At 51.6% G+C, this 18,416-nt stretch carries 14 protein-coding genes; 4 read left to right on the top strand and 10 right to left on the bottom strand.

Annotated features, from left to right (window positions below):
- The first annotated feature begins 319 nt into the window (after positions 1–319).
- Complete coding sequence (locus EC840_RS06825) at positions 320–2,800, top strand: membrane-bound PQQ-dependent dehydrogenase, glucose/quinate/shikimate family (protein WP_132964598.1); 2,481 nt, start codon at positions 320–322, stop codon at positions 2,798–2,800.
- 61 nt (positions 2,801–2,861) lie between these two features.
- Here EC840_RS06825 and EC840_RS06820 read toward each other — a convergent pair whose 3' ends face one another.
- A complete protein-coding gene (locus EC840_RS06820; RefSeq protein ID WP_129639602.1) occupies positions 2,862–4,157 on the bottom strand; it encodes a type II toxin-antitoxin system HipA family toxin in 1,296 nt (431 codons plus the stop codon).
- A gap of 3 nt (positions 4,158–4,160) precedes the next feature.
- The gene (locus EC840_RS06815; RefSeq protein WP_165353184.1) at positions 4,161–4,442 is read right to left on the bottom strand and encodes a helix-turn-helix domain-containing protein; all 282 of its coding nucleotides are present in this window, start codon (positions 4,440–4,442) and stop codon (positions 4,161–4,163) included.
- A 222-nt stretch (positions 4,443–4,664) separates the two neighbouring features.
- Here EC840_RS06815 and EC840_RS06810 point away from each other — a divergent pair, with 222 nt between their 5' ends.
- Positions 4,665–5,375 (top strand): GntR family transcriptional regulator, encoded by a 711-nt coding sequence (locus EC840_RS06810; protein WP_132964596.1) that lies wholly within the window; start codon positions 4,665–4,667, stop codon positions 5,373–5,375.
- Between the two features lie 5 nt (positions 5,376–5,380).
- On the opposite strand, the gene EC840_RS06805 is transcribed toward EC840_RS06810, so the two are convergent.
- Complete coding sequence (locus EC840_RS06805) at positions 5,381–6,580, bottom strand: enolase C-terminal domain-like protein (protein WP_132964594.1); 1,200 nt, start codon at positions 6,578–6,580, stop codon at positions 5,381–5,383.
- Between the two features lie 310 nt (positions 6,581–6,890).
- Here EC840_RS06805 and EC840_RS06800 point away from each other — a divergent pair, with 310 nt between their 5' ends.
- Positions 6,891–8,306, top strand: a complete 1,416-nt coding sequence (locus tag EC840_RS06800; protein WP_132964592.1) for a PTS transporter subunit EIIC — start codon at positions 6,891–6,893, stop codon at positions 8,304–8,306.
- A gap of 6 nt (positions 8,307–8,312) precedes the next feature.
- Here EC840_RS06800 and EC840_RS06795 read toward each other — a convergent pair whose 3' ends face one another.
- Entirely contained in the window at positions 8,313–9,185 is an 873-nt protein-coding gene (locus EC840_RS06795) for a fumarylacetoacetate hydrolase family protein (protein ID WP_132964590.1), read from the bottom strand.
- A 111-nt stretch (positions 9,186–9,296) separates the two neighbouring features.
- Here EC840_RS06795 and EC840_RS06790 point away from each other — a divergent pair, with 111 nt between their 5' ends.
- Positions 9,297–10,268 (top strand): LysR family transcriptional regulator, encoded by a 972-nt coding sequence (locus tag EC840_RS06790; protein WP_314722040.1) that lies wholly within the window; start codon positions 9,297–9,299, stop codon positions 10,266–10,268.
- Positions 10,269–10,299: 31 nt separating this feature from the next.
- Here EC840_RS06790 and EC840_RS06785 read toward each other — a convergent pair whose 3' ends face one another.
- The 6 genes from EC840_RS06785 to EC840_RS06760 all read right to left on the bottom strand — a co-directional run bounded on the left by EC840_RS06785 (position 10,300) and on the right by EC840_RS06760 (position 17,233).
- Entirely contained in the window at positions 10,300–11,265 is a 966-nt protein-coding gene (locus EC840_RS06785; protein WP_132964588.1) for an oligopeptide/dipeptide ABC transporter ATP-binding protein, read from the bottom strand.
- Positions 11,262–12,266, bottom strand: coding sequence for an ABC transporter ATP-binding protein (locus tag EC840_RS06780; protein ID WP_132964586.1), 1,005 nt, complete (start codon positions 12,264–12,266; stop codon positions 11,262–11,264). Before EC840_RS06780 ends, EC840_RS06785 begins: the two co-directional genes overlap by 4 nt.
- Positions 12,263–13,210 carry an oligopeptide ABC transporter permease gene (opp4C, locus tag EC840_RS06775; protein WP_165929014.1) on the bottom strand — a complete coding sequence of 316 codons (948 nt, stop codon included), beginning with the start codon at positions 13,208–13,210 and terminating at the stop codon, positions 12,263–12,265. Before opp4C ends, EC840_RS06780 begins: the two co-directional genes overlap by 4 nt.
- Complete coding sequence (locus tag EC840_RS06770; RefSeq protein WP_132964583.1) at positions 13,210–14,169, bottom strand: ABC transporter permease; 960 nt, start codon at positions 14,167–14,169, stop codon at positions 13,210–13,212. Before EC840_RS06770 ends, opp4C begins: the two co-directional genes overlap by 1 nt.
- Positions 14,170–14,220: 51 nt before the next feature.
- Complete coding sequence (locus tag EC840_RS06765; RefSeq protein ID WP_243701039.1) at positions 14,221–15,840, bottom strand: ABC transporter substrate-binding protein; 1,620 nt, start codon at positions 15,838–15,840, stop codon at positions 14,221–14,223.
- Positions 15,841–16,246: 406 nt separating this feature from the next.
- Complete coding sequence (locus EC840_RS06760) at positions 16,247–17,233, bottom strand: replication initiation protein (protein ID WP_112289539.1); 987 nt, start codon at positions 17,231–17,233, stop codon at positions 16,247–16,249.
- Positions 17,234–18,416 lie beyond the last annotated feature (1,183 nt).

Here is an 18,416-nt window from a genome sequence, read left to right as displayed (position 1 = left end):
TTATGATGAAAAATGAGGGGACAGTTGGTGCGATCTGTTAGATGAAAAAATTATATCCATTCATATATTCATTAAAACAATGAATAACACACTATATTTTATTCTTTAAAATCAACGCATAAAATTCCTCTGCATAAATAATAATCTAATCTATAATAATTTACCTAAATTCAAACTCTTCGTTACACATTCACAACCTCGATGAGAAGTATTACTATTTGCGCGAAATTGTTCTATTTGGTTCATTTAATTACGTGTGGTCATTAAGTGTTACCTCTTTTCATCAACAGTTATCTACAACTATGCAGTGAGATAAATCATGCCAACAACAAATAGCAAGTGGACCTGGCTCCTCTGGCTGCTGAGTGCGCTGATGGTCGTCATCGGTCTGACACTTGGTATCGGTGGCGCGTATCTGGCCACATTGGGAGGAAGTGTTTACTTCCTGCTGATGGGTCTGGCGCTCATCGTTTCCGCCGTTTTGATTTTTAAAGGTAAGCCTTCAGGTGCTTGGCTGTATGCCGTGGCCTTTGTGCTTTCTATTATCTGGGCTGTCTGGGACGCGGGCTTCACGTTCTGGCCTCTGTTCTCCCGCCTGTTCACTTTCGGCGTGCTGGCATTCCTGGTCGCACTGGCTTATCCCCTGCTGAAAGCACGCGCGGGTCTGGTGGCACGTAAAGGGCCAAGCTTCTCGCTGGCGGCTGTACTGGCTGTTGCCTTGATTGCCGCTTTCGGTAACACCTTTGTGCCGACGCCAATCATCAGCGCTGACAACGATCAGGCGCCGGTGAAACCGGTAGATAAAGGTGCAGAGCAGAAGAACTGGGAAAACTGGGGTAACACTACCGCTGGCGACCGTTTTGCTGCATTGGATCAGATCAACAAAACCAACGTGGATAAACTTCAGGTTGCGTGGATTGCCCATACCGGTGATATCCCGCAGAGCAACGGCTCCGGCGCTGAAGACCAGAACACTCCGCTGCAAATCGGCGACAAGCTGTTTGTTTGTACCGCTTACAGCAAAGTGATCGCCCTGAATGTGGATGACGGTAAAAAGCTGTGGTCTTACGACTCCAACTCGACTGCACCTAACTGGCAGCGTTGCCGTGGTCTGGGCTATTACGAGAACAGCAGCGCAGCGCCACAGGCTGCGGCTGCACAGCCCGCTGCAACTCCTGCGGCAGAACCGGCAACGCCAAACGCCGCTTCAGAAGCTGCCGCGCCTGCCACTAACGCACCGCAAACGCCTGCGGCTACCGGCGGCACCGTCAGCGCTACCTGCGAACGTCGTCTGTTCCTGCCAACTATCGATGCGCGTCTGATCGCCATCAACGCCGACACCGGCAAGCCTTGTGCTGATTTCGGTGACAACGGCGTGGTTGACCTGAAAGTCGGTATGGGCGAAGTCAAACCTGGCTACTATCAGCAAACCTCTACCCCGCTGGTCGCGGGTAACGTAGTGGTTGTCGGTGGTCGCGTAGCGGATAACTTCTCTACCGGCGAACCTCCGGGCGTGGTGCGTGCATTCGACGTGCATACCGGCGCACTGGTATGGGCATGGGATCCGGGTAATCCGAACATCACCAAACTGCCACCGGAAGGTCAGACTTACACCCGTGGTACCCCGAATGTCTGGTCAGCCATGTCATACGATCCAAAACTGGGTCTGATTTACATGCCAACCGGTAACGCGACGCCAGACTTCTTCGGCGGCACGCGTACCGAGCTGGATGACAAATACAGTTCTTCAGTCGTTGCAGTCGACGTGGCAACCGGTAAAGTCCGCTGGACGTTCCAGACCACGCATCACGACCTGTGGGACTTCGACCTGCCGTCTCAGCCGCTGCTGTATGATCTGCCGGACGGCAAAGGTGGCAGCACGCCGGTTCTGGTGCAGACCTCCAAACAAGGCATGATCTTCATGCTGAACCGCGAAACCGGCCAGCCGGTCGCGAAAGTGGAAAACCGTGAAGTGCCGCAGGGTAACGTCCCTGGTGAACGCTACTCCAAAACGCAGCCTTTCTCTGTCGGTATGCCAAACATCGGCAACCAGACGCTGAAAGAATCTGATATGTGGGGCGCAACGCCGATGGATCAGTTGCTTTGCCGCATCGAGTTTAAAGGTATGCGTCACGAAGGCGTTTACACGCCTCCGGGTCTGGATCGTTCCCTGCAATTCCCGGGTTCTCTGGGCGGCATGAACTGGGGCAGCGTCTCGGTTGACCCGAACAACGCCATCATGTTCGTGAATGATATGCGTCTGGGTCTGGCGAACTACATGGTTCCGCGTGCACAGGTTCCGACCGGCGCGAGCGGTATCGAGATGGGGTTGGTGCCGATGGACGGTACGCCTTACGGCGCAGTCCGCGAGCGTTTCCTGTCTCCGCTGGGCATTCCTTGCCAGAAACCACCGTTCGGTACCATGTCTGCGGTTAACCTGAAAACCGGTAAAATCGTCTGGCAGGTTCCTGTCGGTACGGTGAAAGACACCGGTCCGCTGGGCATCAAAATGCGCATGCCAATGGAAGTCGGTATGCCAACGCTGGGCGCGAGCCTGTCAACGCAATCCGGCCTGCTGTTCTTCGCCGGTACCCAGGATTTCTATCTGCGCGCGTTTGATACTGCAAACGGTAAAGAGATCTGGAAATCCCGTCTGCCGGTCGGCAGCCAGTCTGGCCCGATGACCTACGTTTCACCGAAAACCGGTAAGCAATACATCATCATCAGCGCCGGTGGCGCACGTCAGTCTGCAGAACGCGGCGACTACGTGATTGCCTACGCACTGCCTGACGAAAAGTAAGATATAGCAGTCAATGACAAAGCCCGCAGGTGAAGACCGGCGGGCTTTTTTATTGAAGAGATTAAGGCAAACGTGCAGCCTGATGTCGCAGACCTTTAAAAATTGCATCACTGATTTTTGCCGGAAAATTAGCAGGTAAAATAGCTTCAACATCTGCAATCACCTGCTCAGTTTTTTCCTTCATTTCCGTCATCATCACAGAAACGTTTTCTTTCGAGTACTCGACTCGTTGCGCCGTCGACACAAAATGTCGGGGAAGAATTCTGTCCCAATGAAAATGCCGGTTTTTCCCTAATACAGCCATCGCCATTTTGGCTTTCTTCGCAGGAATTCCTTGCGGATGCATCAGAGGAAATGCTGACATCACGTCATAAAACGGTGTCATGCGGTATGCGCTGCCCGGCTCAATATAAACACTGAAATTCTTAGCATGACCGTCAATGGCGGCCAGCATCCAGAAGAGAATCTGGCTTTTAAAGAACATATCCCTGTCAGCACCAGCCCGCTGAGAACCCAGCAAAAGCTTCATTGCGCGAGCAATTCCGGGGCCGCCATCAGATTCATACTTCAATGCGGGAGCAACACCCAGCGCCTGACAAAAATCCTCCTGAGGTAAACGCATCAGCCAGGATCCATCCTGCGACCAGCGACGGTCAAAACGCTCAACGACTAACACTTGTTGCGAGCCAAAGTTGGCAATCTCAGATCTCGCGACAGGGAATCCAAATTTTTCGGCTATCTTCAGACACAACCATTCATTCTCCACGCTCTCGCTGAGATCAATACCATTGTTAGCGATATAACCAATGGGGAGCTTAAGGATATGGCTGGTAGGCGTACTTCCCTGCGGGCGGTGCCACTGGTCGCGATACCAGAGCAAAGCCGTTTTTTCCTGTGCACCGGCCAGAGAAATTCGAAAGTCTTCAATGTCAGCTTCCATGCCCAAAGGTGCATCCTTATATCCCTGCAGAAGCTGCTCAATATCCTTTTCGCCAAGCGGTTGGGCATGAATTTCCGTGACAGGTGCAACCTGATCACCTTCAGGATAGAGCTGGATCGCACCGACACAGTCACCGCCGATCCGCGAAAGCAAATCGAAAGGCTGCTTCGTCGGGATGTGGAAACGTGCCTGAATACGGCTGCGTATCTGTTCGTTATCGGGCAGAAGATTGTCAAAAAAGTTGTATACCTCTGCGCCACGGAATTTATCTGCCTGCAGAGGTAATGATAATGAAATGGCGCGGGCTCCGGGGCGATCGAGCCAGCTTTGATGATAAATAAATGACATTTCACCACTGCCGCCTTTTTCCAGGATTCCGACAGCAATGCCATTTAATGCGAGCGTTAACTTATCCATGTATTACCACTCCTGATCCCAGGTACACTTTTCCTGCGGATTGCTATCCCTTGGCGTGATCTGTAGCTCTAAATCCAGCGCCGCCAATAATTTAAACAGTGTTTCCAGACGGGTGCCGTCCGGATAATTTTCAAACTCAGAAACCGTAGACTGCTTCAGGCCAATGGTCTCAGCCGTTTTACTTTGGCTAAGTTTGCGCTTTTTTCGCTCATTGCGCAGCGCATTGGCAAGCATTTTTGCAGAAGTAATGTTCATATTATCCTCCCTGGCGGATAATATCAGCATATCCCTTACAGGGGATAAATCAACATTTATCCCTTACAACAGATAAAATATAAATATCCCTTTTAGGGGATAACACAGAAGCGTATGTTCCATACGATGATGCTCTGTAAAATCAAAATACAGCCTGAAAGCTGTAAAATATAAAGACAGTTTATACGCTGTAATTTGCCCACTGCCGCCCTGTCATGCTCAAATACCTGTTCCACGCACGGATGAAACCTCATGAAAAAAAGCGAATTTATCGCTCAGGATTTACTGAGCAAGATTTATCAAAACAGCGGTTCGGTGCCGGAGAAGTTACCTCCGGAGCGCCAGCTGGCGGAAGAATACGGGGTTTCGCGCTTTACCGTGCGTAAGGCACTGGAAAAGCTGGTCAGTATCGGAGCGGTGCATATCGTGCAGGGTTCGGGCATTTACATCAATGCGGGTGTCAGCAGCAATCCGCTAATTTACAACTCTGTGACCGAGAAAAAATTCGCTGAAATCAGTTTCAAAATGCTCGAATTGCACAAGCGCCGGCCAGATAAAGAGGAACAACAGGTATTCGATCTAAGCACCGACGACTTTATCTGGGCGTTCACCCGCTTGCGGCGCATTAATCTGCGCAATGTGCAGATTGAATATTCCCGTATGCCCGCGGAAGTGTTTGCAGATTTGAATCAGAAAACCATTGAGCATTCCATTCAGCAATATGTGTTGAGTAAGGGCTACACGATTTCGCATTCCCTGACCCGTTACCAGGCCGTCACGATTAATAAAGAGCAGGCGCAAATACTTGGCTGTAAAAAAGGCATTGCCGCCATGCATATCACCAACAGAGGTATTTTGCAGGGCGGCAAGGTTTATGCGTTCAGCGATATCGTCGATATCGATTATTCCTGCACCTACGTCATCCCGTTTAATCAGGACAATCTGGCTTTTCGCCAGACGTAAGCGCGTTAAGGCGTGTGGATCACGCCATCCGGCAGACGGCTTTGTGTCCATTCATGCGGACGATAGACCACAGGAAATTCTGCCGCAGCCTGTTGGTTAAAGCCCACGCCAATCCCAACTTCTTCTCCCGGATAGAAATAACCGTTCTCCGGTGCCCGTGCGCCCGGAAAGACCTGCTGCGTGTTAGCCGGATATGCAACAAATTCCTGGATTGCCGCATTATGCAGATGAATATTCAGATGCGTATTTACCGCAGCACCAATCGGGGTCATGTCCGGCGGACAATGCCAGGCCAGACGCACGCCAAAACTCTGGCAGAAATGCGCCAGTTTTAATGCCGGTGTGATGCCGCCTATTTGTGAAACATGGCAGCGGATAAAGTCGATCCGGCGGTTGATAATCAGATCTTTCCATTCAGCAGGATTATTAAATAATTCGCCGGTTGCCAGCGGAACGGCGGTCTGACTGCGGATTTGCGCCAGCCATTCGTTCTGATCGGGTGGCAGAATGTCTTCAATAAAGTAAGGCCGGTATTGTTCAACGGCTTTGGCGAACTGCACCGCCTGCTGCGGGAACAGCCGTTCATGAACATCGTGCAGAATGTGGAACTGATTGCCGTATTTTTCACGCAGCGCTTTGAACATCGCCAGCGTGTTATCGATGTACTGATCCTGATCGTAATACGCACCCGCCGTCGGTTCACGGGTGCTGTGAAAATCACGCGCATTACCGCCGTAAAAACCCAGCTGACAGCGGATGTGGCGGTAACCTTCGGCTAGCAGACGATCGACTTCGCCGTACAATGCTTCCAGCGTTTCACCCGCGGCGTGGCTGTACGCCGTCACTGCATCTTTCGATTTGCCGCCAAACAAATGATACAGCGGCATATTCGCCAGTTTGCCTTTGATATCCCACAACGCCATATCAATACCCGCGATAGCATTGTTGATCACCGGCCCGTTACGCCAGTAAGCGTTCACCATCATCATCTGCCATAAATCTTCTATATGATTCGCATCGCGTCCCATCAGCAGCGGTCTGAGATATTCATCCACCATCAGTTTCACCGCCAGCGGGCGCTGCTGGAATGTCGCGCAGCCCAGACCGAAGACTCCACGATCTGTTTCAATTCTGACCACCACTAAATTATGACGATCGGGACGTGTTATCTGGCATTCGATATTGGTAATCAGCACAGGCTGCATGATAAATCCTTAATAAAAACCGTTATTCCTTTTCATAAAAAAGGCGGCGGGAATATTCGTATTGGCGTTATTTCAACGTATTTTTATCCTGCTTGTAAACCTAAAATTCAGGCTTTTATTTTGGTTTGAAAGCACGGCGTATTTTCGATAAAAAACAGACCAATTTGGCATTGATGTGCAAAATAAGCGCCATTCAGTGAAGTTTTGTGATGAAGATCCTGTTTTATTGGTTTGTTTTTGAAAACCACCCTCATTACACTCCCCTTCAATCAAATAAAGAATAATTCATTTTTTCGTCGCGGGGTTCAGGGTGAATACAGAAATAATACAGTCAGTCATTAAACTGGTCGGCGGTGCGGGAAATATTAATAAAGTCTGGCATTGTATGACCCGTCTGCGGTTTGATTTACGTGACGAAAATAAAGTGGCCTGGGGGGAAATTAAAAATCTGCCCGGCGTACTGAGCGCACAAAGCCAGAGTGATCAGGTGCAGATCATTATCGGGCCGAAGGTGAATATCTGGTACGAAGCCATCGTGTCACAGCTGGATCCGGTAACCGGAAATTCAGAAACAGCAACAGGAAATGTTTCCACAAAAGGACGTAAAAGTCTGATCTCGATGTTCATGGATACCGTCTCCGGCGTGTTCGGCCCGATCGTTCCGGCCATCGCGGGCGCGGGGATGATCAAAGGGTTGCTGGCAGGACTGATCGCCCTGAAGGTGATTTCAGCCAAAAGCGAAACGGTGATGATCATTGATTTGATCGCCAGCGGCGTGTTTTACTTCCTGCCGTTTTTCCTCGCGGTTTCTGCGGCGAAGATCTTCAAAACCAATGAATACCTGGCCGCCGCCGTGGCCGCCTGTCTGATGTATCCGACACTAATGGACGCCGCGAAAGCACTCGCCAGCCATACTGCTGGCGCACCTACCGCATTGTATTTTATGGATGTGCTGCCGGTATCCGTTTTCAACTATTCGGCGAGTGTGATCCCGGTGATTTTCTCGGTGCTGGCGCTGAGTTACATCCACCGCTGGGTGGATAGAATCATGCCGGACGTGCTGAAAACCGTGTTTACACCCACGCTGACACTGTTCATTGCGGCGCTGGTATCACTGACGCTGATCGGTCCGGCGGGGATTTATCTCGGTAAGTTGCTGGCGTTTGGCATTCAGGGATTGTTTGACGTGTCTGCAGTATTTGCCGGATTTATTGTCGGTGCGATCCGCCCGGTGGCGATCCTCACCGGTATGCATCATGCGATGACGCCGATTGCGTTGCAGAACTTTACCGATCAGGGCTGGGACATGCTGATGCCGATGATGTTTATGGCCAACATGGCAATTGCCGGATCGACGTTTGCGATTTACTTCCACGTCAAAACCCGCGAGCAAAAATCCGTGGTGCTGTCTGCGGCAATTTCCGGCCTGCTGGGGATCACCGAACCTGCGCTGTTTGGCGTGCTGACGCGCTACAAAAAAGCGTTTATCGCCACCACCATCAGCAGTTCTGTGGCGTCTGCATTTATCGCGTTCTTCGGGGTGCGGTTGTACGGCTATATTCTGTCGAGTATTTTCAGCCTGCCCGCCTACATCGGTCCGTATTTTATCTACATTCTGATGGGCGTGGTGCTCTCGCTTGGGCTGTCATTTACGCTGACGTATCTGATGGTCGTCAAAAACAAAGGCACCGAACAATCGGTGCCTTTGGTTAATCAGACGCGCTGAGGTTTATCAGGCCGCTGTCTTTGAATGCGAAATCTCAGACAGCGGTGCGTTCTGAATAAGATTGGTCAGACGTCCGATATTTTCGATTTCCACTTCAATCTTGTCATTCTCATGCAGGAACAACGGCGGTACGCGGGTTTTACCGACGCCGCCCGGTGAACCGGTCATGATCACATCGCCCGGAGAAAGCTGAGTAAATGTGCTGATATAGGCAATCATCTGCGGAATAGTGTGGATCATGCTGGCGGTCGTATCGTCCTGCACCAGCCGGTCATTCAGCCAGGTTTTGATACTCAGGTTTTGCGGGTCGCCCACTTCATCCGGCGTCACCATCCACGGGCCAAACGCCCCCGTCGACGGCCAGTTTTTTCCGGCGGTGTACCATTTATGCTGCCAGTCACGTACTGAGCCATCCATATAACAGCTGTAACCGGCGACAAAATCGAGCGCATCATCTGCTGAAATATTGCGGCCGGTGCGGCCGATAATAATCGCCAGTTCACCTTCATAATCAAACTGCTCTGAAGAAGCCGGTTTGATAATGGTGCCATTGTGTCCGACCTGGGAATCCGCAAAACGGACAAACAGGGTTGGCGCGTCGCTGGTTTCATTAAATTCTTTGCGCTTTTCCGCGTAGTTCATGCCCACGCCGAAGATTTTTCCCGGACGGTCGATAACCGGCAGGAAACTGATGTCATTCAGTTGAAGATCCGCAGGCAGATCAGCGTAGCGTTGCAGCCAGGGAAGTGAATGGCGTGCCATGAATTCGTTAATATCGCGGCATCCTGAGTGACTGCCGACATCGACAATCCCCTCTTCTTTATAGATGCCGAAGCTTTTGGTGTGGTCTTTACTGATGGTGAAATTAACAATTTTCATAGATGCACTTAGATTCTTATTTTACTTAAAAACAGGTAAATTCGCTGGCGTTCGTGTTGCGAAAACGGCTTGCCCGTCGCAACGTTGGCGTGATTATTGACCCTGCCTCTCATGCCTTCTACTATATTTTATTATCAAATCGATGAATTTCAGGAATCAATGTTAAATAACAGAGACTTAGAGTATTTTGTGACAGCCGCAGAGATGATGAATTTGAGACTTGCGTCACAAAATTTAAATATAACTCAGCCTGCGCTTTCGAAATCCATCACCCGTTTAGAGAAAGAACTGAACATCAAACTGTTCAAACGGGCAGGTCGCGGGCTGGAACTGACCGAAGCAGGACGGGTGCTCTATCAGCGTGGTTTAGCGCTGCAAAGTTCCTACCTTGAGCTGGGCGAAATCATGAATGAACTGAGCAGCGGCGCGGGCGGGATTGTGCGCGTCGGCGTTTCCGGTTCCGCAACGCAATTCCTGCTCCCTGAAATCTGCAAAATGCTGCAATCGCAGGTGCCGAATATGAAACTGGAAATCCAGATCGGCATGAACGACGTACTTTTTACGTTGCTGGAACGTCATGCCATCGATGTGATTATCGGTCCGCTGGTCAATTACGACAGTCCGGTGGTGCAGTTGCCGGTCACCGCAGACCGGGTGATCGTCGCGGCCTCACGCGATCATCCGCTGGCCGGTAAACCCGCCAGCCTGCGCGAACTCAGCCGTTATGGCTGGATTTTACCGGCGAAAACCGTCTCGATGCGCCAGTGGCTGGATAAGATGTTCTATGAAAATCATTGCTCGCCACCAGACGTCAAAGTGGAAATCAGCTCGCTGGCATCGGTGCCGGGACTGATCGCGAAAAGCGGTTTGCTAAGTTTTTTGTCCGAAAACATTCTGGTCGAAGAAGAATTTCTTTCGCGGCTGATCCGTATCGATAACGATCAGTTAGTGATGGAACGTCGGGTGGGCATCACCTGGCTGGAAGGCGCGTTTCTCTCACCGGCGACGCAAAAAGTGATCGACGTGACCAAAAGCGTCGGGCAAAAAATGCAGATGGAAGCCCGCCGGATCCTCGAAGACTGAAGTCCGGCGGGCAGGTTTATATCAATCTGTTTTACACCAGATGACAGGCCACGCGGTGACCGTTTTCCACTTCACGCAGCAACGGAGTTTCCGCCCGGCAACGAGCTATGGCGTGAGGGCAGCGGGTGTGGAAACGACAACCGGCGGGCGGTTTTGACGGATCCGGGATTTCCCCGCTGACCATCGCGACCGGTTCGCTGTCGGGATCGAGCGTCGGCACCGCCGCCAGCAGCGCCTGCGTGTACGGATGCAAAGGCCGCTCAAACAGCACATCCCGACTGGCGGTTTCCACCAGATGGCCGAGATACATCACCGCCACGTCATCACAAAGATGTTCCACCACGCCAAGATCATGCGAGATAAACAAAAATGTCACGCCGTGATCGTCGCGTAAATCCGAGAACAAATTGATGATCTGCGCCTGAATGGACACATCGAGCGCCGAAATAGGTTCGTCGGCAATGATAAAATCCGGTTGCAGGATCAGCGCACGGGCAATGCCAATACGCTGGCGCTGACCGCCGGAAAATTCATGCGGAAAGCGGTTGTAATGCAATGGGGACAGCCCGCAGATTTTCATCACTTCCAGCACTTTTTCCCGCAGTTCTGCGCGTGAACACAACCGGTGCTCAAGCATCGCCTCGCCAATGGCGTCACCGACGCGGATGCGGGGATTCAGCGAACTGTACGGATCCTGAAACACCAGCTGGATTTTCGGACGCAACGCTTTCAGTTGTTTTGGCTTCAAGGCATGAAGTTCTTCGCCACGAAATTTCACGCTGCCCGCAGTTTTGTCATACAGCCCAAGCAGCGTGCGCCCTACCGTGGTTTTGCCGCTGCCAGATTCCCCGACCAGCCCGAAAATCGTGCCCTTGCGGATGTTAAAACTGACGCCATCAACCGCCCGCAGCTGTCCGGTTTCCTGTCCGAATACGCCGTCGCGGATCGGGAAATACTTTTTCAGCCCGTCGACTTCAATCAGATATTCCGCGTTCATGGTTGCCGCTCCGTGTCTTTATTCTCTTGCGCCGTCGTTAACCCGCTATAGAAACAGGCGGCCTGACGGTGTTTTCCTTCCAGAGGCGGGATCCCTTCACGGCAACGTTCGGTAGCGCGCGCACAACGATCGGTGAATGCACAGTAAGGCGGCAATGCGGCCAGACTTGGCACTTGTCCCGGAATGGAATACAAGCGGCGGCGACGTTCTCCCGCGGTGGGACGCGAAGCGATCAGCCCCTGCGTATAAGGATGCAGCGGATTACGCAGCACATCGGCGGTCGCGCCCTGCTCAACAATTTTACCGGCATACATCACCACCACGTGATCTGCCATCTGAGCGATCACGCCTAAATCGTGGGTGATAAGCATCAGCGCCATATGATTTTGCTGTGCCTGATCGCGCAGTAAACGCAGGATTTGCGCCTGCACGGTGACATCGAGCGCGGTGGTGGGTTCATCCGCAATCAGCAGCTGCGGCTTACAACTGAGTGCCATCGCAATCATGATGCGCTGCAACATGCCGCCGGAAAGCTGGTGCGGATAACTGGTCATCAGGCTTTCCGCGCGCGCCAGTCCGACTTCAGTGATCATCTTCGTTGCCAGTGTCCACGCCGACTTCGGTGATTCACCACGATGGCGGATCAGCGGTTCCACCAGCTGTTCGCCAATGGTCAGCACCGGATTGAGCGCGGTCATCGGTTCCTGGAAAATCATCGCCAGCTGATTGCCGCGCAGATCCGCCATTTGTGACGAACGCAGTTTCAGCAAATCACGCCCCTGAAACAGGATTTCTCCGCCATCAATGCGGGCGGCCTGTGGCGGTAATAACCCCATCAGCGACATCGCTGTGACGCTTTTTCCGCAGCCTGATTCACCAACAACACCGACAGTCTGCCCGGCCTGAATGTCGAACGTGACGTCCTGCACCGCACGCACACGTCCTTCATCGCTGGCAAAAGATAATGAAAGCTGGTTAAAACGGATCAAGGGTTCAGTCATTTTTTGCTCCGTTTCATCTTGGGGTCCAGCGCATCACGCAGGCCATCGCCCAGCACATTAATCGCAATCACCGTAATAAAAATCGCCACGCCCGGCGGCATCCACAACCATGGACGACGCTGGAAGTCGATCAGGCTGTTGGCGGCATCCATCATATTTCCCCACGACGGCGTTGGCGGCACCACGCCTAATCCCAGATAGCTGAGCGCAGATTCGCTGAGGATGGCGTTCGCCACGGCCATCGTCGCCATCACCACCAGGATCGGCACGGTATTGGGCAGTAAGTGACCGAACAGGCGACGGCGCGACGACAATCCGAGAACCTGAGTCGCCAGCATAAAATCACGCTCACGCAGGGAGAGGATCTGCCCGCGCACCAGACGCGCCAGTTTCGGCCATTCCAGCAAACTGAGCATGACGATCACCATGTACACGCGGGAGTCCGGCGAGAAATCCAGTTCAGACAGCATCGCGCCCATAACGATAAGCAGCGGCAAACTCGGAATGGTCATCACCAGATCGGCAAAACGCATGATGATTTTGTCGGTGATACCGCCGACATAGCCGGATACAGCGCCCATCAGATAGCCGAGCGTTACGGAGAGCAACATAGTCAGCATGCCGATAATCAGCGAGATTCGACCGGCCAGCAGCAGCCGCGTATACACGTCACGCCCGAGAAAATCGGTACCCAGCCAGTGCTCAGCGTTGGGCGCTTTGTTGATCATCAGCGCATCGGTCGCATCATCCCGCCATGGCGAATAGTAAGGGCCCACTATGCACCAGACTGCCATTACCACCAGTAAAATCAGGCAGAGCATCGCCAGACGGTTCTGCCGTAAAGCACGCCATGCCTGTAACCAGGGTGACGGTGTCACCTGTGCCAGCGCGGGGATCTGTGCTTCACGTAACCGCCGGTTGGTAGGAAATAAAGAGCCAAACATCACGACCTCACACGAATGCGCGGATCCGCCCACGCATACAGGACATCAGCAATCAGGTTGCCAAGAATGGTTAATACCGCCAGAAACAACGTAAACCCCATCAGAACCGGGTAATCACGCGCCGCCAGTGAATCAATGTGAATGTGCCCTGCTCCGGGCCAGTTAAAAACTTTTTCGGTGATCAGCGCTCCGGAAAACAACCCCGGCAGCTCGAAACCCAGCAGCGTAATAATCGGCAGCAGCGCATTTCGCAGCGCATGTTTCAGGATGACCGTGCGCTCGCGCAGACCTTTGGCGCGCGCGGTACGGATGAAATCCATACGCACCACGTCAAGCATACTGGCGCGGAAATAACGCGTCAGGCTGCCCGCCTGCAACATCACCAGCGCAACTACCGGCAACACCAGATGCGCAGCCACTTGTGCTACCCACGCCCAGCCCGTGGCATCGCTGCCTGTATTGGTCATACCGCCCACAGGCAGCCAGTGAAGATCCACGGCAAACCATTTAATCAGCAGCAGGCAAAGGAAGAAGGTCGGGAAGGACATCGCGGCAAAAATCACAATGCTCACCACATGGTCGAACAGGGAGTAAGGTTTCATCGCCGAGACAATGCCCACCGCCAGCGCGATCCCCCAGTACAGCACCATCGCAATGGTGGCGAGCAGGAAGGAGTTCCAGATGTACTGGTTCAGCAGCTGACTGACGGGGATCTGATATTGCAGCGAGAAGCCGAGATCGCCGTGCAGCAGATTACCCAGCCAGTGCAGATAACGGCTGAGCAGCGGTTGATCCAGTCCATAAAGCGCTTTAAGTTCGGCGGCGCGCTGCGCAGTCAGGGTGATATTTCCGTCAATGAAATCGCCCGGCGTTTTGGCAAACAGCATGAAGATGAGCAGTGAAGCGAGGAACAACATCGGAATGGTTTGAAGCAAACGACGCAGAATGAAATTTCTCATGACTTTCTCATTGAAGCTGCCGGAAGGATCCGGCAGCCGCATTATTTCTGATTATTTTACGATTTTGACGTCCGGCAGACTGCCGGTCAGTCCGTTATAGATATCCGGTTTAAAACCGGTCACGCGGGCGCTGCTGGCCGAGAGAATTTTACGGTTACCCAGCAGGATCACCGGCGGATCGTTCGCCAGCACTTTATACAGTTCATGATAAATCGGCTTACGCTTCTCGATATCCAGCGTGGCGTTGCCTTCGTTGATCAGCTTATCGACTTCAGGATTGTTATAGCCCGATTCCGTGGACTCTGTGCTGTAGTAATCCCAGACGCCATCGTGCGGATCGTTAAGCGTGCTTGTACTGAACGACGCCAGATCGTAATTCCCGGCCTTGCGCTGAGACATCAGCGCGTTGAAATCCACCACCTGTGGTTTCAGCAGCACACCGATTTTCTGATAGTTCTCTTTAGCGATCGGGATCAGCGCATCGTTCAGCACTTTTTTGCTGACAAGCAGCGTCAGTTCAAGACGTTTACCGTCTTTCACACGGATCCCGTCACTGCCGGCTTTCCATCCTGCTTCATCCAGCAATTTGTTGGCCTGCGCCGGATCGAATTTGTACGGATTCACGCCATCAGTGTTATACGCCCAGGAAATCGGCGCGATCGGCTCAATCGCCACCGATCCATAGCCCTGATACACCACGTCGATCAGTTTCTGGCGATCCAGACCATAAATCAGCGCCTGACGGACTTTCACATCCTGCAATGCAGGGCGTCTGACGTTGAACTCAATCTTGCTGTAATCGCTGGAACCGTACAGGTTGATATTGGCAAAGCCGAGCATCTTCAGCTGTTCGATATCATCCGGGCGGGAAGTGAACGCGTCATAGTCGGTGTCACCCGTCTGGAATAACTGGAAATTAGTCGACGGATTGGTCACGCGATAGATAAAGCGCGGAGTCGACGGTACGCCACGATAGTAATTGGTGTTGGCGTGGAAACGGATCTCCTGCCCCGGAATGTATTTGTCGTACACATACGGGCCGTTACCGAGCGGTTTGCCATGCAGCGTGCGCAGATAATCGAGATTACCGCGCGTGTAGCCTTTGCCGTAATAGGCTTTCGAAAGTACCGGTCCGCCGATTTTTTGCAGCGTGGTGGCGCCCGGTTGCGTGGTAGTGACCTGCAACGTCAGCGGGTCAATCACTTTCAGGCCACTGATGCTGTCGGCCTTGCCCTGCTTATAGTCATCACCGCCGGCAATGTGCGCCAGCGTGATATCGGTGTCGCCGTCATATTTTGGGTCGTACAACACGGTCAGCGTGAACGCGACGTCTTCTGCCGTCAGCGGAGAACCATCGCTGAATTTCAGGTCATGGCGCAATTTGATGGTGTAAGTCTTGCCGTCAGGGCTGACCGTCCAGCTTTCTGCCAGACCAGGGACCAGTTTGCCCTGGCTGTCCCAGTCAATCAGACGGGCGAAAATCACATTAGTGACGTTTTCATCCCAGCCGTTAACGAAGAAGTAAGGGTTAAAAATACCCTGAGGTTCGGAGATCCCCGCGATCACTGTATCGGTGCGCAGTTTAGCTGCAGCAGGAACCTGACTGGCATCGGTGGCCGGTGTAATGCCTTCTTTTAAGACATCATCAGCGAAAGCAAAAGAAGACAACATTACGGCACTGGCCAGTAATGCGATTTTGAAAGAGACAGTGCGACGTGCGCGTTGTACGGCTGGCGCGAAAGCGGAACGTAATAACGTAGCCAAAAGAGATCCCTCATCTGTAATGTGTGCAAACGGTTTACAAAACATGACAAAGAGTAAGGATGCGGTTTAGCCTTGTCTAACAACGAAAAAATATGGCTTATAGCTTTTGCTACAGTACGCTGAAAAAGCCGCCAAAACGGCTAATGTGGAAAGATTACCTGATCACACCCAGTGAGTGCTTACTAACCTCAGAGAGCCAACTACATCAGGAGCACTGTAGGAAACTTATCTATTTCTGGCGGATAACAGGCAAAGAAAAACGGCGTATCTTTTTAAGGATACGCCGTTGAATGTGAAGATGAATGCTGTGAGGTCAGGCAGCCACTTTTTTGCTGCGGGAACTGACTTCGGCGAGGATCTCTTTCTGCTTGTTCTTCTCGCCAATCATTTTGTACCAACCTGAAAGCTTGCGAAGATCCGGCAAGGTAGCCTTTTCCTCAACATCGTAAGCACTTAATTTCTCGCGATACTCTTCAAAGATGGCGATGCAGCGACGTGCCCACTCGCCTTCCAGTGCGGAACCGGCCACGGCACGCGGACGTCGTGGTAAGCGCGGACGCAGCGGCTTGCTGGCTTCTGGTGCAGATTCATCCACGTAGGCAAACTTGATGGATACGACCGTTCTGCCCTGCTTTACCGGCTCCCAGACCACTGAAATATCGGTATTGGCATTGATCCGATTGATCGTCGGCTCAAGCAGCTTCTGGCGGAAGTCACGATAGTCCTCATATTTGCCCGCTAAACCGGCCTTCTCGCGCATCCAGTTGAGATCAAGTGTCACTTCAATGGCTTTGCCACTGCGTCGCCCGTAGAGGTTCTTGGCTTTGATTAGCCAGCCATACAGGCGTACGGAGAACGGGGTATCCAGCTTCGCGATATTGGCGAAATTGAGTTTGGTAAAAGATTCTTTAAGTTCATAAAGATACGGAGCCACGTCTTGCCCGAATCTCAGCACGACTGCACTATGATCGTCACTGCTGACGTATTCCAGACGTGAAAACCAGGAAAGCTGCACGGTACGCACTTTGCCGGTTTTCACATCAGGCTTGTAGATGGTCACCGGCTTTTTCATCAGGCTTTCAGCTGCTTCGCGCAACTGGCGGTGGCTGCTTGTCGGGTTAACCCCGTAGATCCGCTGATAATCCTGAGGGAAAAGTCGATAAAGCGTATCCGGTTGCGGTTTCCTGCTATCAATTTGAGCCAGTGCCAGGTTAAGCAGGCGCATTTCATCCAGAGTAACGCTATAGGCGCCTTCAAGAAGATCGTTCCCCTGAACTACTGTGAGTTTATTCAGTTCCATGTAGCAGGATCCATAAGTGGAAAGTAGGTAAATTATTCCACATAAAAAATGCTGTCGTAAAGTAAAAACAAGGCTTATTTAATGTCTAAAAATCATTGAGTTAAGTATGGATCGAAAAATTCCGATCAGGAAAAATCTCCACATAAGCATTTCAGGCCCAGCAGGGATCCTTTTTTTAACATGCTGGATCGACAGTCTTTTTACAGGAAATCACTCCACATATCTGCTCAGTGATCCTTAACGCTTATGCAGCACAATACCTCCCCCTCCACTGGCAGATGATCAGATAATTCCTCCACATTAGAGGGGTGATTGCACGTTTAACCATCAATCCCTGCAATGTGATCCCCTTCTCACTTCGTTTTAAGGCTGTATTCTGCTCCCCAAAGGGATCATCAGGAAAACTTTCCACATATGCCTGTGAGTGGGATCAGAAAATGTCTCCACATTAGCGACGTGACAGGCATTTGATCAGGAAATCTCTCCACGTAGCCGCAGCGATCAGATCACAGAAAATCTTTCCACATATACTGGACTACGGGATCAGGAAATCTTTCCACTTATTGTGGGCACTTCTTTTTTCAACCTGGTGTTTGAAAGCTTAAACGACGTCCTGGATCAGGAAAAATCTCCACATATCATCAAGTGACACCGTCACAATAAAACTAACTCATTGATTTTCATAAACCCGAGTTCAATCTTGATCAAAATCTCTCTTTTCGGGATCAGATAATGTTTCCACATATAGGCTTTCAGGGATCAGGAAAAATCTCCACATAAACGCATTATGCCTCCTGAACAGGCCGCGCTGTGCCCTGCCGGCGGACTTTCGGGGATCCCATTTGGCTCTTTGTGACACCACGTGACGCTGTCACAGGAAATTCTTCCACATAACCCACTTTCCTCCTCGATCAGGAAAAGTCTCCACGTATAAGAAAAAACAGTTATGGCAGTATGTTAGCGAGTTTTGGGTCGTCCGGGCGTAGTGACATGACACAGGAGGAAAGTATCCACAGAAAATTATTCCACATTGGTAATAGCATGATCCCTATAGAAATTATCCACAGAAAAAGACTCTACATTGACCATGAAAAGGATCCACATCTAACATGAAGGATCTCCACCTCGGGCAGGAAATGACTCCACGATATGTGTTTTAACTACATGATAATTAAAAGTAAAA

This window comes from Rahnella sp. JUb53 (genome assembly GCF_004346065.1).
In the GTDB taxonomy this organism is placed as follows: Bacteria; Pseudomonadota; Gammaproteobacteria; order Enterobacterales; family Enterobacteriaceae; genus Rahnella; species Rahnella variigena.
Note: the sequence above shows the minus strand (reverse complement) of the source record. Positions and strands in the feature narration are given on the sequence as shown.